This is a genomic window from Streptomyces sp. NPDC052773 (assembly GCF_044547145.1).
Classification (GTDB): domain Bacteria; phylum Actinomycetota; class Actinomycetes; order Streptomycetales; family Streptomycetaceae; genus Streptomyces.
This window is the reverse complement of sequence record NZ_JBITZX010000004.1, coordinates 448,867-464,679: the sequence shown is the minus strand read 5'-3', so window position 1 is coordinate 464,679 and position 15,813 is coordinate 448,867. Positions and strand designations below refer to the sequence as shown.

The 15,813-nt window shown below is 73.1% G+C and carries 13 protein-coding genes; 6 read left to right on the top strand and 7 right to left on the bottom strand.

All coding sequences use genetic code 11. The features are described 5' to 3' along the window. Positions 1-336 precede the first annotated feature (336 nt). On the top strand, positions 337-1,539 hold the full coding sequence (locus ACIG0D_RS12535; protein WP_399799116.1) for a globin domain-containing protein: 1,203 nt from the start codon (positions 337-339) through the stop codon (positions 1,537-1,539). A 39-nt stretch (positions 1,540-1,578) separates the two neighbouring features. Here ACIG0D_RS12535 and ACIG0D_RS12530 read toward each other — a convergent pair whose 3' ends face one another. From ACIG0D_RS12530 to ACIG0D_RS12515, 4 genes are all read right to left on the bottom strand, one after another. After that, a complete protein-coding gene (locus ACIG0D_RS12530; RefSeq protein ID WP_399799113.1) occupies positions 1,579-3,294 on the bottom strand; it encodes a GAF domain-containing protein in 1,716 nt (571 codons plus the stop codon). A gap of 95 nt (positions 3,295-3,389) precedes the next feature. Next, entirely contained in the window at positions 3,390-4,091 is a 702-nt protein-coding gene (locus tag ACIG0D_RS12525) for a response regulator (RefSeq protein ID WP_399799110.1), read from the bottom strand. Between the two features lie 93 nt (positions 4,092-4,184). Next, positions 4,185-5,120 (bottom strand): aminoglycoside phosphotransferase family protein, encoded by a 936-nt coding sequence (locus tag ACIG0D_RS12520; protein ID WP_399799108.1) that lies wholly within the window; start codon positions 5,118-5,120, stop codon positions 4,185-4,187. Between the two features lie 181 nt (positions 5,121-5,301). Continuing rightward, on the bottom strand, positions 5,302-6,621 hold the full coding sequence (locus ACIG0D_RS12515; RefSeq protein WP_399799105.1) for a phytase: 1,320 nt from the start codon (positions 6,619-6,621) through the stop codon (positions 5,302-5,304). Positions 6,622-7,016: 395 nt separating this feature from the next. On the opposite strand from ACIG0D_RS12515, the gene ACIG0D_RS12510 reads away from it, so the two are divergent. The 3 genes from ACIG0D_RS12510 to ACIG0D_RS12500 all read left to right on the top strand — a co-directional run bounded on the left by ACIG0D_RS12510 (position 7,017) and on the right by ACIG0D_RS12500 (position 10,683). After that, complete coding sequence (locus tag ACIG0D_RS12510) at positions 7,017-8,573, top strand: APC family permease (RefSeq protein WP_399799102.1); 1,557 nt, start codon at positions 7,017-7,019, stop codon at positions 8,571-8,573. 105 nt (positions 8,574-8,678) lie between these two features. Beyond that, complete coding sequence (locus ACIG0D_RS12505; protein ID WP_399799100.1) at positions 8,679-9,755, top strand: YihY/virulence factor BrkB family protein; 1,077 nt, start codon at positions 8,679-8,681, stop codon at positions 9,753-9,755. A 136-nt stretch (positions 9,756-9,891) separates the two neighbouring features. Further along, complete coding sequence (locus ACIG0D_RS12500) at positions 9,892-10,683, top strand: carbonic anhydrase (protein WP_399799097.1); 792 nt, start codon at positions 9,892-9,894, stop codon at positions 10,681-10,683. A 6-nt stretch (positions 10,684-10,689) separates the two neighbouring features. Here ACIG0D_RS12500 and ACIG0D_RS12495 read toward each other — a convergent pair whose 3' ends face one another. From ACIG0D_RS12495 to ACIG0D_RS12485, 3 genes are read right to left on the bottom strand one after another with little or no spacing between them, the layout of a single operon-like run. Further along, the gene (locus tag ACIG0D_RS12495; RefSeq protein ID WP_399799094.1) at positions 10,690-12,183 is read right to left on the bottom strand and encodes a tripartite tricarboxylate transporter permease; all 1,494 of its coding nucleotides are present in this window, start codon (positions 12,181-12,183) and stop codon (positions 10,690-10,692) included. Between the two features lies 1 nt (position 12,184). Beyond that, complete coding sequence (locus ACIG0D_RS12490; RefSeq protein WP_399799090.1) at positions 12,185-12,712, bottom strand: tripartite tricarboxylate transporter TctB family protein; 528 nt, start codon at positions 12,710-12,712, stop codon at positions 12,185-12,187. Next, positions 12,709-13,692: a Bug family tripartite tricarboxylate transporter substrate binding protein gene (locus ACIG0D_RS12485; protein WP_399799088.1), complete on the bottom strand. Its 984-nt coding sequence runs from the start codon at positions 13,690-13,692 to the stop codon at positions 12,709-12,711. Before ACIG0D_RS12485 ends, ACIG0D_RS12490 begins: the two co-directional genes overlap by 4 nt. A 214-nt stretch (positions 13,693-13,906) precedes the next feature. On the opposite strand from ACIG0D_RS12485, the gene ACIG0D_RS12480 reads away from it, so the two are divergent. Next, complete coding sequence (locus ACIG0D_RS12480; RefSeq protein WP_399799085.1) at positions 13,907-14,476, top strand: TetR/AcrR family transcriptional regulator; 570 nt, start codon at positions 13,907-13,909, stop codon at positions 14,474-14,476. A gap of 56 nt (positions 14,477-14,532) precedes the next feature. Beyond that, entirely contained in the window at positions 14,533-15,720 is a 1,188-nt protein-coding gene (locus ACIG0D_RS12475; protein WP_399799082.1) for a GDSL-type esterase/lipase family protein, read from the top strand. Positions 15,721-15,813 lie beyond the last annotated feature (93 nt).

Genomic DNA, 15,813 nt, shown 5'->3' with positions numbered 1-15,813 from the left:
TGGGCTCCGCCCGAGCGGCGGCCGGAGAAGTTCCCGCGGGGGGGGAGCACCGCAGCCGGGAGAAGTTCCCGCGGCGGGGAGCACCGCAGCCGGCCGGCCCGGGTGCCCCCGGCCCCGTGACCCCTCCGTCCCGAGGCCCCGCCCGCAACCCCGGGCCCGGTCGGCCCTCGGTCAGGGGGCCGAAGGTCCCTTTGTCGGGGGCCGCTGGTCCCGCGTTGCCGGTCGGAGCCCCGCAGCGGCCCGGAATACTCGGATCCGGTTGCTATACAGGGGCGGCCGGCCGCTCGCTCGCGGCGGTCGTCCCCGTGTCTTCTCCGTCCCGTCCAGGGAGGCTTCATGCTGTCCGCAGAGTCCGCCGCCGTCCTACGCGCCACCCTGCCCGCCGTGTCCGGCGCGCTCGACGAGATCACCGAGCGCTTCTACGGCGCTATGTTCCGCGACCGCCCGGAACTGCTGGACGGCATGTTCAACCGCGGCAACCAGGCCGCCGGAACCCAGCGCCGGGCCCTGGCCGGAGCGGTGGCGGGCTTCGCGAGCGCGCTGCTCGCGGACCCCGGCACCCGGCCGGACGCCCTGCTGGAGCGGATCGCCCACAAGCACACCGCCGTCGGCGTCACCGAGGACCAGTACACGGTCGTCCACAAGTACCTGTTCGGCGCGATCGCCGAGGTGCTCGGTGACGCGGTGACGCCGGAGGTGGCGGCGGCCTGGGACGAGGTGTACTGGCTGATGGCCGGTGCGCTGATCGCCCGGGAGGCGCGGCTCTACCGGGCCGCGGGGGTGGAACCGGGCGGCGTATGGCGGCCGTGGACGGTCGTGGAGCGCCGCGAGGAGACCCCCGACGTGGTGTCGTTCCTGCTGCGGCCCGCCAGCGGCGAGCCCGTGCCGGCGGCCCGGGCCGGGCAGTACGTGAGCGTGCGGATGACCATGCCGGACGGGGTGCGCCAGCTGCGCCAGTACAGCCTGTCGTGCGACCCGGGGGGCCAGCTGCGCCGTATCACCGTCAAGCGGGTCGCGGGCGGCGACGGCGCGCCCGCGGGCGAGGTGTCGAACCTGCTGCACCGGACCGTGCGGGTGGGGGACGAACTGACACTGTCCGCGCCGTTCGGCGACATCGTCCTGGACGAGGACGACACCCCGCTCGTCCTGGTCTCGGCGGGCATCGGCTGCACTCCCCTGGTCGGGATGCTCGACCGGCTCGCGGCGACTGGCTCCGACCGGCCCGTGCTCGTGCTGCACGCGGACCGCTCCCCCGAGGACCACGCCCTGCGCGCCGAGACCCGCCGGCTGGCCGACCGTCTGCCCCACGCGCAGACCGTGTTCTGGTACGAGCGCCCCGGCCTCGCCGACCCCGACGCCCGCACCGGTCTGATGGACCTCTCCGAGGTGACGGTCCCCACGGACGCCACCGTGTACCTGTGCGGCCCGCTGCCGTTCATGCGCTCGGTGCGGACCGCGCTGCTGGAGCGCGGAGTCCCCGCCCGGCGCGTCCGCTACGAGGTGTTCGGCCCGGACCTGTGGCAGGCGGACGCCGCCTGACGCACGCCGCCGTCCCGCCGGCCGTGCGCGGCCGGCGGCTCAGGGCGCCAGCGGCACCCGCCACACCAGACTCGTCCCGCCGGACGCCGGTGTCGTCCAGGTCAGTTCGCCACCCAGGTGCTCGGCCCGCTCCGCCATGTTGCGCAGGCCGCTGCGGCGGCCCTCGGGCGGGATGCCGACGCCGTCGTCGGTGACCTCCAGGCGCAGTTCGCGGCCGTCGGTGGCAAGAACGACGTCCGCGCGGGCGGCGTGGGCGTGGCGGGCGACGTTGGCCAGGGCCTCGGAGAGGACGGCGATCGCGTGGTCGGCGGTCTCCTTGGGGACGCGGGTGTCCAGCAGGCCGTCCATGCGGAGGCCGGGCGCGAAGCCGAGGACCGGGGCCGCCTCTCCGGCGACGCGGACCGCGCGGGCGCGCAGGCCGGTTCCGGCGCCGGTCTCCCGGGAGCGGAGTCCGAAGATCGTGGAGCGGATGATCTTTATGGTCTCGTCGAGGTCGTCCACCGCGCGGGTGACGCGCTCGGCGGCCCCCGGGTGCTCGATGAAGCGGCCCGCGCTCTGGAGGGTCATTCCGGTGGCGAAGAGCCGCTGGATCGCCAGGTCGTGCAGGTCGCGGGCGATGCGGTCGCGGTCCTGGAGCACCGCGATCCGCTCGGCGTCGTGGCGCCGCTCGGCCAGCTCCATGGCGACCGCGGCCTGGCCGGCGAACGACTGCAGCGGCTCGGTCTGCTGCTCGGTGAAGAGCGTCTGGCCCGCCTCCCGGACCAGCAGCACCACACCGCGTACGCCGTCGCCGCTGCCGATGGGTACGGCGACGGCGGGTCCGAGCCCGGCGAACCGCGGCGGGCCGACCGAGACCCGGTCGTCCTGGGTGATGTCCGCGCTGGTCACGGTCGTGGCCCCGGCGAAGGCCCGGCCGATCAGGCCGGCGTTCACGGGCAAAACCAGGCCCTGGTGGATGTCGGCCTCCGGCCCGAAGGCCAGTTCCACGGTGAGGGAGTCGGCGTCGTCCACGGGCACCGCGACCACCGCGAGGGCGGCCCCGGTGATCTCCCGGGCCCGCTCGGCGATCAGCCCGAGCACCTCGCCGCGGTCGCTGCCGGACAGGATGCTGTGGGTGATCTCCGCGCTGGCGCGCAGCCAGCGTTCCCGCAGCCGGGACTCCTCGTACAGGCGGGCGTTGTCGATGGCCACGCCGGCCGCCACGGCCAGGGTGGACAGCACCGACTCGTCCTCCTCGTCGAACTGCGCGCCGCCCCGCTTCTCGGTCAGGTAGAGATTGCCGAAGACCTGGTCGCGTACCCGGATGGGGACGCCGAGGAAGGTGTTCATCGGCGGGTGGTGGGGCGGCAGGCCGTACGAGGCGGGATGCTCGGAGAGCTTCGCGAGCCGCAGCGGCTCGGGCCGGCGGATCAGCTCGCCGAGGATGCCGTGGCCCTCGGGGAAGTTGCCGATCTCGGTGATCTGCTCGTCGGTGACGCCGACGGTGTGGAAGTCGGACAGCCGCCTGCCGTCGGGGCCGATCACGCCGAGGGCCGCGTAGCGGGCGTCCACCAGGGCGGCGGCGGCCTGCACGATGCTGCGCAGGACCTGTTCGAGGTCCAGCTCGCGGCCGACCGAGAGGACCGCCTCCAGCAGGCTGTGCACCCGGTCGCGGGTGCCGCGCGCCGCGTCGAGCCGGGCCTGCACCTCCTCCAGCAGCTCGTCGAGGCGCAGCTGGGGAAGCCGTATGCGTGCCTCCCGGGACTCCGCGTCCACCGGTGTGCCCTCCCAGGCCGTTCGCCGTCGCGTCCCAGGCCGGACGCCCTCTTCTGCCACCGTATCCGTCCCCGCGGGGGCGGGCGTGCCCGGGCTCAGAGGCCTCCGCGGTCCCCGGGCCGGAGCCGGTCCTGGGCCTGGGTGGCGATGACGGCGGCCTGGATGCGGCGTTCGACGCCCAGCTTCGCGAGGAGGCGGGAGATGTGGTTCTTGACGGTCTTCTCGGCGAGGTAGAGGCGCTGCCCGATCTGGCGGTTGGTCAGTCCCTCGCCGATCAGGGCGAGGATCTCCCGCTCGCGCGCGGTGAGGTCGGGGAGGGGGTCGGGCTCGTCCGGCGGCTGTTCGGCGCCGCGCAGCCGGGCCATGAGGCGGGTGGTGGCGCTGGGGTCGAGCAGGGACTGGCCGCGGGCGACCGTGCGGACCGCGGTGACCAGGTCGGAGCCCTGGATCTGCTTCAGGACGTAACCGGAGGCGCCCGCCATGATCGAGTCCAGCAGGGCCTCCTCGTCGTCGAAGGAGGTCAGCATCAGGCATGCCAGTCCGGGCATCGCCGAGCGCAGTTCCCGGCAGACGGTGACGCCGTCGCCGTCGGGGAGGCGGACGTCGAGGACGGCCACGTGCGGGCGCAGGGCGGGCACCCGCACCAGCGCCTGTTCGACGGTGGCGGCCTCGCCGACGACGTCGATGTCCGGTTCGTCGTCCAGCAGGTCGCGTACCCCGCGCCGTACGACCTCGTGGTCGTCCAGCAGGAACACCCGGACCGGGCCGCCGGGGCCGGGCCGCTCGCCGTCCGCCATCGCTCTCTCCTCGTCCTGGTCCCGAAAGGGCGGGACCCCTGTCCAGGATCCTCGTCCCCCGGGGGCCGGTCGACCAGGGCCGTTCGGCCCTGATCAGGTGTCACCCCGTCCGTCGGCCCGGACCTCCGCCAGTACCTCACGGATCACATGGCGGGCGTTCCGCGCCATCGCCTGGTTGGTGTTCCGGTAGTACGGCAGCGCGATCAGGGCCTGGGAGAGCGTGCGCGCCCGCCCGCGGGCCCATGAGGCGTCGTCCTCGCCGAGGGCGTCGCGGAACACCTTCCGCGCCCCGGCGGGCAGCAGGTTCCACGCCGGGAACAGGTCGCAGGCGGGGTCGCCGACGCCCATGCAGCCGAAGTCGATCACGGAGACCGGCCGGCCGCCGGCGATCAGAAGGTTGCCCGGCATCAAGTCGGCGTGCAGCCACACCGGCGGCCCGTCCCGGTCGGGGGCCCGCTGGGCGTCGTCCCAGACGGCGGTCACGGTGTCGCAGTCGACGCCTTCCTCCGGGATGCCGCGCAGTTCCTCGATCGCGGCGCGGGTCTCGGCGTCGAGTGAGGCGAGTGGCCCGCCGCGATGGGCGGGCGGCGCTCCCGGGAGGCCGACGCCGCGCATCGCGGCCACGAACGCGGCCAGCTCCTCGGCCAGCCGGACGGGTTCGCTCAGGGCTCCTTCCACGGGGTTCTCCCCGGGCAGCCACCGGTACACCGACCACGGCCACGGATACTCCTCGGCGGGCTCGCCGGCCGCGAGCACTTCCGGGACGGGCGTGGGCAGCAGGGGTGCGAGGCGCGGCAGCCAGTCCCGTTCGCGGGCCACGTCCTCGGCCCCGCCGGCCACCAGCGGCAGCCGGACCACCATGTCGTCGCCCAGCCGGTACATGGCGTTGACCGTGCCGCCGGACGGAACCCGCTTCAGCGGCAGCCGGGCCCAGCGCGGGAACCGGCCGGCGATCAGCCGGCGGACGAGGCCGTCGTCGACGAGGGCGCCCGCCGGGAGCCCGTCGGGGTGCGTCTGCGCGGTGCTCATGGGTGGTCATCCGACCGCCGCGCACCGGCACGCGTCAAACGTTTTCCCCCGGAGGTGTCCGGGCCGGCGCCGCGCGACGGCCGCCGGGCCCGTGTCGGTGCCCGGCGGTCGTGCGGCGTGTCACCGCCGCGGTGGACGTCATGTGACCGCGGTCCCGGACCTCACGTGTCTGCGGCGGACCTCACATGTCCGCGGCGTCCACCACGTCGCCCAGGTCGACGAACTTGAAGCCGGTCGCCGTGCGGGTGCCGCCCTCGCCGTCGGGGACCTCGGGGGTCTCCTGGCCGTCCTGGACGACCAGCAGGCCGTTCGGGTAGCGGCTGCCGAGCGGGGCGTTGAGGACGGCGGCGCCGTCGCACTCCTCGGAGCCGTCGAGGGTGGCGGAGGCGGCGCCGACGCGGAAGCCGCCCTCGTACTCGTTGTCCTCGCTCACCTCGCGGTCGTAGAGGGCGAAGGTGTCGTCGCCCTGGCTGGAGGCGAGGAGGTAGCCGTCGCCGTCGGGCTCCTGGAACAGGGTCAGGCCCTCGACGTCGGCGGACAGGTGCTCGCCGCCGTAGCCGGGGTCGGCGCCGGCGGTGCACTCCTCGGTGGCCTCGTCGTAGACGCCGGGGACGCCGTACTCGCGGACCTTGTCCACCAGGACCGGCGTGGTGGTGAGGTCGGCGCGCACGCGCCAGATGCCGACGTCCTCCTGGCCGGCGTAGAGGGTGCCGGTGGCCGGGTCCACGACCATGCCCTCGACCTGGGGCAGCTCGCCGGGTTCCGCGCAGGGGGACCAGGTGGTGCCGTTCGGCAGACGGAAGGCCGACGGGAGGTCGAGGGTGCGGACCTTGCGGTAGCCGACGGTGCCGTTCGCCGTGGGGGTCAGTTCGACGAGCGCGACGCGGGTGCGCTCGCGCCGGCTGACCAGGGCGTAGGTGCGGCCGGTGGCCTTGTCCTGCCAGGTGGCGAGGCCGTACGCGGTGCGCTGGTCGTTGATCTCGGCCTGGTCGGCGGAGAAGACCGGGGCGGCGGCCGGGTCGGTGATGTCGGTGAGCGGGGCGCCGGGCTTGGCCGGATCGATGCGGTAGATCCGCAGGCGGTCGTTGCCGCGGTCGCTGACCACGGCGACGTCGGCGCGGCCGGTGGAGGTGCGCAGGCCGGTGACGAGGTCGACGTTGTTGAAGCGGCCCGGGGCGTCGTCCTCGGCGGGCGGGCGCGGGGCGGGCAGCGACTGCACGAGGCGGGCGTCGAGGTCGTACACCCGCAGGCCGCCTTCCTTGGCGGTGGCGATGACGAGGCTGCGGTCGGGGTCGGCCGCGTTACGCCAGATCGCCGGGTCGTCCGCGTCCGAGTTGCCGCCCGCCTCGTCGTCGTAGAGGGCGGGGGTCTCGCTGGTGGGCGTGACCGTCGGCAGGCCCCGGTCGTCGTCGGCCGCGGCGGGGGCCGCGGTCAGCAGGGCGAGCAGGGCGGTGCCCAGGGCGAGGGTGGCGGCTCTGCGCGGCGTGCGGTGCGTTCTCACAAGCGCTTCCTTCGTCGGTGTCGAGGACATGCCGATGCTGCGAGGAGAAGCTTGCGCGCAGGAGACCAAGATCTGTACGGACGAGACAGGCGATATGGCCGGATGCCGACAGGCGCCGAACAACCTCGCTACCGAACGTCGAATATCGGCCACCGCAAGCATGTGACGCAGTTCACACAGGAAGGTTTGGAACCGGGCATTCCGGGCTCGGCTGCGATTACCGAATATCGAACAGCAGCTCCACTGTTTTGGAAGAGAAGTTCCACGCCCCAAAACGCCCTTCGAAACGCAGGCCGTGACGGCAGCCACACCCTCGAATAGGCGGATCATGAAGCTTCGACACCTGAATGTCACAGACCGTTGCCGCGAAAACCGCAGCACTTAACGTCCTGTTCATGACTCAGCTGGACGTACGGCCGCTGGCCGGAAACAACGACGGGGGCCCCGCCGACGGCATGCGTGCCAAGGGGCTGAGCGGGAACTCCGTCGGGCTGCTCGGCAGCGCCGTGATCGGCGTCTCGACGGTGGCCCCGGTGTACTGCCTCACCTCCACCCTCGGGTCCACCGCGGGCGAGGTCGGTCTGCAGATGCCGGCGGTGTTTCTCGCGGGCTTCCTGCCGATGCTGCTCGTCGCCTTCGCCTACCGCGAGCTGAACAAGGTGATGCCGGACTGCGGCACCTCCTTCACCTGGACGGTGAAGGCCTTCGGCCCGAAGGTCGGCTGGATGTGCGGATGGGGTCTGGTGATCGCGACGATCATCGTGCTCTCCAACCTCGCCGGCGTGGCGACGTCGTACTTCTGGCTGCTCGCCGGGGAGATCACCGGCAGTGACGACGTGGCGGCCCTCGACGGCAACAAGGCGGTGCACATCGTCACCTGCCTCGCGCTGGTCGCCATCGCGACGGTGATCAGCTACCGCGGGATGACCGCGACCAAGGGCGTGCAGTACGCGCTGGTCGGGCTCCAGCTGGCGGTGCTGGCCGTCTTCGTGGTGATGGCCTTCGGCAAGGCCGGCAGCGCCGACTTCCCGACCTCGGCCGACTTCTCCTGGTCCTGGCTGAACCCCTTCGCGGTGCAGTCGTTCGGCGCCTTCACCGCCGGTCTGTCCCTGTCGATCTTCATGTACTGGGGCTGGGACGCCTGTCTGACCGCCAACGAGGAGACCACGGGCAGCACCAAGACCCCGGGCCGCGCGGCGCTGCTCGCCATGGTGGTGCTGGTCGGCTCCTACCTGGCCACGGGTGTCGCGGCGCAGATGATCGTCGGCTCCGGCGACAAGGGGCTGGGCCTCGCCAACCCCGACACCTCCGACAACGTCTTCGCGGCGCTGGCCGGTCCGGTGATGGGCCCGGCACTGGGCATCGCCCTCTTCGTCGCCGTCCTCGCCTCCGCCGCGGCGAGCCTGCAGACCACCTTCATCCCGGTCGCCCGTACGGTGCTGGCGATGTCGACGTACGAGGCGCTGCCCGCCTCCTACGCCAAGGTCCACGAGCGGTTCCGCACCCCGGGCCGCGCCACGGTCATGGCCGGTATCGCGACCGGCGTGTTCTACACGGTGATGACGCTGGTCAGCGAGCACGTGCTGGTCGACACGATCTACGCCCTCGGCCTGATGATCTGCTTCTACTACGCTCTCACCGCCTTCGCCTGCGTCTGGTACTTCCGCGCCGACCTGCTGCGCTCCGGCCGCGACCTGCTGTTCAAGGGCCTCTTCCCGCTGGTCGGCGGCGTGCTGCTGAGCGCGGTGTTCGCCAAGACGCTGGTGGACATGTGGGACCCGGCGTACGGCAGCGGCTCCTCCGTCCTCGGCGTGGGCTCGGTGTTCGTGATCGGCGTGGGTCTGCTCCTCCTGGGCGTCGTGATCATGTACGTGATGCGGTGGCGCAGCCCGGCGTTCTTCCAGGGCAAGACCCTCACGGGGTCGACGCCCGCGCTGGTCGCCGAGGACTGACGGCGCCGGAACGGACGTACACGGTGGGGCATCCTGCGGGGTGCCCCACCGTCGTATGTGCGGGGGCGGTGAGTGAGCCTCCCGTCCGGGGGTTACTCGGGGCTCATGACGAAGCTGCATCTTCCCGGGCGTCCCGGGCACAAGGAGCGGCACGACGAGCGCCGGAGGCCGACCCCCGAGGAGGCCGGACCCGGGCCGGAGGTGGAGCGGGCGGCTCCCGAGTCGCCGACCCGGCTGCCGAAGGGGGCCTGGCGTGCGGTGCTCAAGGGCAGTCTCCGCGAATTCAAGGACGACGAGCTGACCGACCGCGCGGCGGCCCTGACGTACTACGGGGTGCTGTCGCTGTTCCCGGCGCTGCTGGTGCTGGTGTCGCTGCTCGGCATCTCCGGCCGGTCGACGACGGACAGGCTGCTGCAGAACGTGGAGTCGCTGGCTCCCGGCGCGGCGCGCGACATCATCACCCGGGCCGTCGAGCAGTTGCAGGGCAACGCGGGCACCGGTTCCCTCATGGCGATCATCGGTCTCGTCCTGGCGGTCTGGTCCGCCTCCGGCTATGTGGCGGCGTTCATGCGCACGGCGAACGCGGTCTACGACATCCCGGAGGGGCGGCCGGTGTGGACGATCCTGCCGGTGCGTCTGGGGCTGACCGTGGCGCTGATGATCATGGCGATCATCAGCGCGCTGATCGTGGTCTTCACCGGCGGTCTCGCCCGCCGGGCGGGCGACCTCCTGGGCCTCGGCGACACCGCGCTGACGGTGTGGTCCATCGCCAAGTGGCCCGTCCTGGTGCTGCTGGTCACCCTGATGATCGCGCTGCTGTACTGGGCCAGTCCCAACGCGCGGGTGCGCGGCTGGCGCTGGATCACCCCGGGCAGCTTCCTGGCTCTGGTGATCTGGATGATCGCCTCCGCCGGGTTCGCGTTCTACGTCGCCAACTTCGGCTCGTACAACAAGACGTACGGGACCATGGCCGCCGTCATCGTCTTCCTCGTCTGGCTGTGGATCACCAACCTGGCGATCCTGCTGGGCCTGGAGTTCGACGCCGAGACCGCCCGTCAGCGGGCCATCGCCGGAGGCCATCCGCCGGAGGCAGAGCCGTACACCGAGCCGCGCTCGACCCGCACCTGGGACGAGACGGAACCCGACGACGAACGGGGAAGCCCGCCGGGCCGTTCGTCCTGAGTCGTCAAGAGCCGCCCTCGGGTCCGCCAAGGGCGGCTCAACGGCCGGCCAGCGCTCGGCCATGTCGGGTCATGAGCGGGTCATGATTCGGCGGCGCCCGGCGAACGACCCGGTTTTCGGACCTACGTTCGTCGCCGTGACCCTCGATGACACCCTTCGCCGAGCCGCCGACACCACTCGCCGAGCCGCCGACGCGGCTCCCGCGCGCCGCTCGCTGCTGCGCGCCGCCGTGACCGGAGCCGCCGTGGCCGGCGCCGGACTCGCCCTGGACGTCTCCCCCGCCGCAGCGGCCCCACCCGCCGCGGCCCCGCCCGCCTCGACACCGCCCGCCTCCCGCCCGCGGCCCACCACCGCGCGGGAGGCGCTGCGGGCACTGGCCGCCGGGAACCTGCGCTGGCGTACCTGCCGGGAGCGGCACCCGGACGAGTCCTTGGCCGTGCGGCAGAGCCTGACCTCGGGCCAGCATCCGTTCGCGATCGTGCTGGGCTGTGTCGACTCGCGGGTGCCGCCGGAGCTGATCTTCGACCAGGGGCTCGGCGATCTGCTCACCGTGCGCAGCGCCGGGGAGGTGCTGGACGAGGCGGTGCTCGGCAGCATCGCCTACGGGGTGCTGGAGCTGGGGATACCGCTGGTGATGGTGCTGGGGCACCAGTCCTGCGGGGCTGTGCGGGCCGCCGTGGAGGCCGACGCGACCGGTGGGCGGCTGCCCGCGCACATCCAGTACCTGGCCGACCGGATAGCCCCGGCCATCGACCGCGCCACGGAGGGCGACGCCCGCGTGGACGCGACGATCGACGCCAACGTCCGGCTCGTCCGGTCCCGGCTCGCCGCGGAACCGGATCTCGCCGAGCGGGTGGCGGACGGGCGGCTGGCAATCGTCGGCGCCCGATATGAGCTGACCAGCCAGGAAGTGCGGCGCGTGGCCTGACGACGGTCACCCCTCCGTGCGCCGCCCGCGCGTCAGCCCGCGCAGCAGCGGCCACGCCAGCAGCACCGCGATCACCGCGTACACCGTCACCGCGAACGGCGTGCCGACCAGCCCGGTGACGCTGCCGTCGCTGATCTGGAGGGCGCGGCGCAGCTGCTGCTCGGCGTTCGGGCCGAGGATGACGCCGATGACGGCGGGCAGCACGGGCAGGCCGTAGCGGCGCATGCCGAAACCGATGAGGCCGATGACCAGCAGGATGACGAGGTCGACGACCTCCCCGCCGACCGCGTAGGCACCGACCGCCGCGAAGAACAGGATGCCCGCGTAGAGGTAGGGGCGGGGGATGCGCAGGAGCCTGGCCCACAGCGGGGCCAGCGGCAGGTTGAGGGCGAGCAGCAGGACCATGCCGACGAAGAGGGACGCGATCAGGCCCCACACGAGGTCGGGTTCGCGTTCGAAGAGCAGCGGTCCGGGCTGGATGCCGTACTGCTGGAACGCGGCCAGCATGACCGCGGCGACGGCGGTGGTCGGCAGGCCGAGGGTCAGCATGGAGACGAGGGTGCCCGCCGCCGAGGCGGAGGCCGCCGACTCGGGTCCGGCCACGCCCTCGATGGCGCCCTTGCCCCACTCGTCCCGGTGCTTCGACAGGCGTTTCTCCGTGACGTACGACAGGAAGGTGGGGATCTCCGCGCCGCCCGCCGGGATGGCGCCGAACGGGAAGCCGATGAACGGGCCGCGCAGCCAGGACTTCCAGGTGCGCCGCACATCGGCGCGGCCCAGCCACGGGCGGCCCACCGGGATCGGCTCGCCGGGAGTGCGCCGCAGGTGGGCCGCCACCCACAGGGCCTCGCCGATGGCGAACAGGCCGACGGCGACGATCACCACGTCGATGCCGTCGGCGAGTTGGAGCGAGCCGAAGGTGAGCCGCTGCCGGCCGGTCATCTGGTCGAGGCCGACGAGGCCGAGGGTGAGGCCGATGAGCAGCGAGGCGAGGCCGCGGATCCGGGAGGCGCCCAGCACCGAGGTGACCGCGATGAACGCCAGCACCATGAGGGCGAAGTAGTCGGGCGCGCCGATGCCGACGGCGAGGTCGGCGACGGTCGGGGCGAGCGCGACCAGCAGCAGCGTGCCGACCATGCCGCCGGCGAAGTGGCCGATGGCGGCGGCGGCCAGCGCCTGTGCGCCGCGCCCGGACTTCGCCATCGGGTTGCCCTCGATGGCGGCGACCACGGCGGCGCTCTCGCCGGGGGTGTTGAGCAGGATGGAGGTGGTGGAGCCGCCGAACATGGCCCCGTAGTAGATGCCCGCGAACATGATGAACGCGCCGACCGGGTCGAGTCCGTACGTCACCGGCAGCAGCAGCGCGACCGCCATGGCGGGGCCGATGCCGGGCAGGACGCCGATCGCGGTGCCGAGGAGGACGCCGAGGGCGGCCCAGAGCAGGTTGAGCGGGGTGAGGGCGGTGCCGAAGCCGTCCAGGAGGGAGTCGAGGGCGTTCATGTCACAGCGCTCCCATCAACGGGCCGCCGGGCAGCGGCACTCCGAGCAGGTGGTCGAAGACGGCGTAGGTGACGAGGGAGAGGACGGCCGCGATCAGCGGGTCGCGGTCGGTGCGGCGGCTGCCGAGGGCGAAGGCGGCGCCCCAGAAGAGCAGGGCGCCCGCTGCGGGGAAGCCGAGGGGTTCGATGAGGACGGCGGCGCCGAGGAAGACACCGGCGAGCAGCAGGACGGTGCGCCCGTCGGCGGGCTCGGACAGGTCGATGTCCTCACCGGTCCCGGCCTGGCCGCGCCCGCCGCGCAGCACGTCGACGGCGAGCAGCGCGGCGGTCAGCAGCAGGCCCGCGCCGACGGCGAGGGGCACGGTCCTCGGGCCGACGGGGCCGCGCTGGGCGATGTCGACGTCCATGGTGAGCGCGTCGGTGAGGACGAGCACGCCGAGGGCCAGCAGCAGGACGCAGACGCCGAGTTCGGAGTGGTCGCGCGGCCGGGAGCGGCGGACCGGGGCCTCGGAGGTCACGGGTGTCGTCACAGTCCCAGCTCCTTCAGTACGGAGACCACGCGCCTGTCCTGGGCGTCGAGGAAGGCACCGAACCGGTCGCCGGTGAGGAACGCGTCGTCCCAGCCGTTCTCCCGCAGCGACTTCCGCCACTCGGGCGAGTCGTGCAGCGCCTCGGCGAGGCGGATGAGCTTGTCGCGTTCGGCGTCGGTGAGGCCGGGCGGGGCGACGATGCCTCGCCAGTTGGTGAAGTTCACGTCGTAGCCCGCCTCCTGGAGGGTGGGCGCGTCCAGGCCGTCGACGCGCTCGGGTCCGGTGACGGCGAGCAGGCGCAGCTCCCCGGACCTGATCTGGTCGAGGTACTCGCCGACGCCGGAGACGCCGAAGGCGACCTTGTTGCCGAGGATCGAGGCGAGGAGTTCGCCGCCGCCGTCGAAGGGGATGTAGTTGACGTCCTTCGGGGAGATCCCGGCGGCCCGGGCCATCAGCATCGGCGCCAGATGGTCGGGGCCGCCGGGGGCCGAACCGCCGCCCACGGGCAGCTTGCCGGGGTGCTCCTTCCAGGCGTCGATCAGTTCGTCGACGGTCCGGTACGGCGAGTCCTTCGCGACCACGACGACGTCCTGTTCCTCGGTGAGGCGGGCGATCGGGGTGGTGTCGGCGAGGGTCGTGGGCGCGTGGTTGGAGCGGACGGCGCCGACGACGCCGAGGCCCATGGACATCGCCAGCTTGCCGTTGCCGTGCTCGCTCACCAGCCGGGTGAGGCCGACGGTGCCGCCGGCGCCGGGGAGGTTGAACACCTCGATGTTCGGGGTGAGCCCGGCGTCCTCGGCGTTGCGGGCGGCGGTGCGGGCGGTGATGTCGTAGCCGCCGCCGGGGGTGTTGGGGACCATGAAGCGCAGGCCCGGGATCCGCGTGCCGGTCTCGGCGCCGCCGCCGGTGGTCAGCAGCGGCGGTCCCAGGAACACGAGCACGGCGGCGCCGAGCAGGGCGAGGGGGGTGCGCAGGCGCACGGGGCCACCACCTGTCGGTTGCGTCGGGGAGGAAGGTGGCCCACATGGTGCCCGCGGGTGGGCGGGCTGTCGCGCTTGTGGACACAACGATGGTTGTGGTCGTTGTGGTCAGGGTGCACGCCCCGCCCGGCGTGCACAGTGAAGGCTCCCTAGGTCATTTTCCTAAAAGCTTTAGGCAAATGTATAGTCCCTTCAGGTAGAAGGGATGATCCTTATGGCACGCATGGGACTGACCCCGGAGCGGCTGATCCAGGCGGGCGCCGAACTGGCCGACGAGGTCGGGTTCGAGCAGGTGACCGTCTCGGCACTGGCCCGGCGGTTCGACGTGAAGGTCGCGAGCCTGTACTCGCACCTGAGGAACTCACAGGACCTCAAGACCGGGATCGCCCTGCTCGCACTGGAGGAACTCGCCGACCGGGCCGCCGACGCACTCGCCGGACGGGCCGGCAAAGACGCGCTGACCGCGTTCGCGAACGTCTACCGCGACTACGCCCGCGAGCACCCCGGCCGCTATGCCGCGGCCCGCCTGCGACTCGCCCCCGAGACCGCCGCGGCCAGTGCCGGCGTACGGCACGCGCAGATGACCCGGGCGATCCTGCGCGGCTACGACCTGAGCGAACCGGACCAGACCCACGCGGTCCGGATGCTGGGCAGCGTGTTCCACGGCTACGTCAGCCTGGAGCTGAGCGGCGGTTTCAGCCACAGCGAACCGGACTCCGAGGAGACCTGGTCGCGCATCCTCGACGCCCTGGACGCCCTCCTGCGCAACTGGCCCGCGCGCTGACCCCCAACCCCCTCTCCCCCACCCCACTCTCCTGCCCCCACCTACCGGCGGAACCGATGAGCACCCACTGGATCACCACCCCTCTCACCGAGGACGTCACCGCGAACCTCCTGCGCGGCGCCCTCGACCTGGAGCGCACCGCGCGCGGTGTGCTGCCGCACCGGCTGCCCGCGCGGGCCCGCGCGCAGTGCGCCGACCCGCAGCTCGCGATGGCCGAGTCCCAGCCGTCCGGCGTACGGCTGGTCTTCCGCACCCGCGCCACCGCCGTGGAGCTGGACACCGTGCCCACCAAGCGGGTCTACGTGGGCGCCCCGCCGCGCCCGGACGGCGTCTACGACCTGCTCGTGGACGGCGCACCGACCGGTCAGGCCACCGTGGCAGGCGGCGACACCCTGACCATCGACATGGCCACCGGGTCCTTCGAGTCCCGTCCCGGACCGGCCGGCACCGTCCGGTTCGACGGGCTGCCCGACCGGCTGAAGGTCGTCGAGATCTGGCTGCCGCACAACGAGACCACCGAGCTGGTCGCCCTGCGCACCGACGCCCCGATCGAAGCCGTGCCCGGGGACCCGGGCCGCCGCGTGTGGCTGCACCACGGCAGCTCCATCAGCCACGGCTCCGACGCCGCGAGCCCCACCACCACCTGGCCCGCACTCGCCGCCTCCCTCGGCGGGGTCGAGCTGATCAACCTGGGCCTGGGCGGCAGCGCCCTGCTCGACCCGTTCACCGCCCGGACCGTCCGGGACACCCCCGCCGACCTGATCAGCCTCAAGATCGGCATCAATCTGGTGAACGCCGACCTGATGCGGCTGCGGGCCTTCACGCCCGCCGTCCACGGCTTCCTCGACACCATTCGCGACGGCCACCCGACCACGCCGCTGCTGGTGATCTCCCCCATCCTGTGCCCCATCCACGAGGACACACCGGGCCCCAGCGCCCCCGACCTCTCCTCCCTCGCCACCGGCCGGCTGCGGTTCCGGGCGGCCGGCGACCCCGCCGAGCGCGCCGCGGGCAAGCTCACCCTGGGCGTCATCCGCGACGAACTCGCCCGAGTCGTCGAACAGCGCGCCGCCGAGGACCCCCACCTCCACCACCTCGACGGCCGCGCCCTCTACGGCGAGTCCGACGCCGCCGAACTGCCGCTGCCCGACGGGCTGCACCCGGACGCCGCCACCCACCGGCGCATGGGCGAGCGCTTCGCCCGACTCGCGTTCGGGGACTCGGGCGCCTTCGGCGACGCCTGACGCCCACTCGCCACCCCACGCCCCGCCCCGCCCCGCCTCCGTCTCACGTCCCGCCTCCGGCTGCGCCCCACCCCCCTCCCCCTTCGGCCGCAC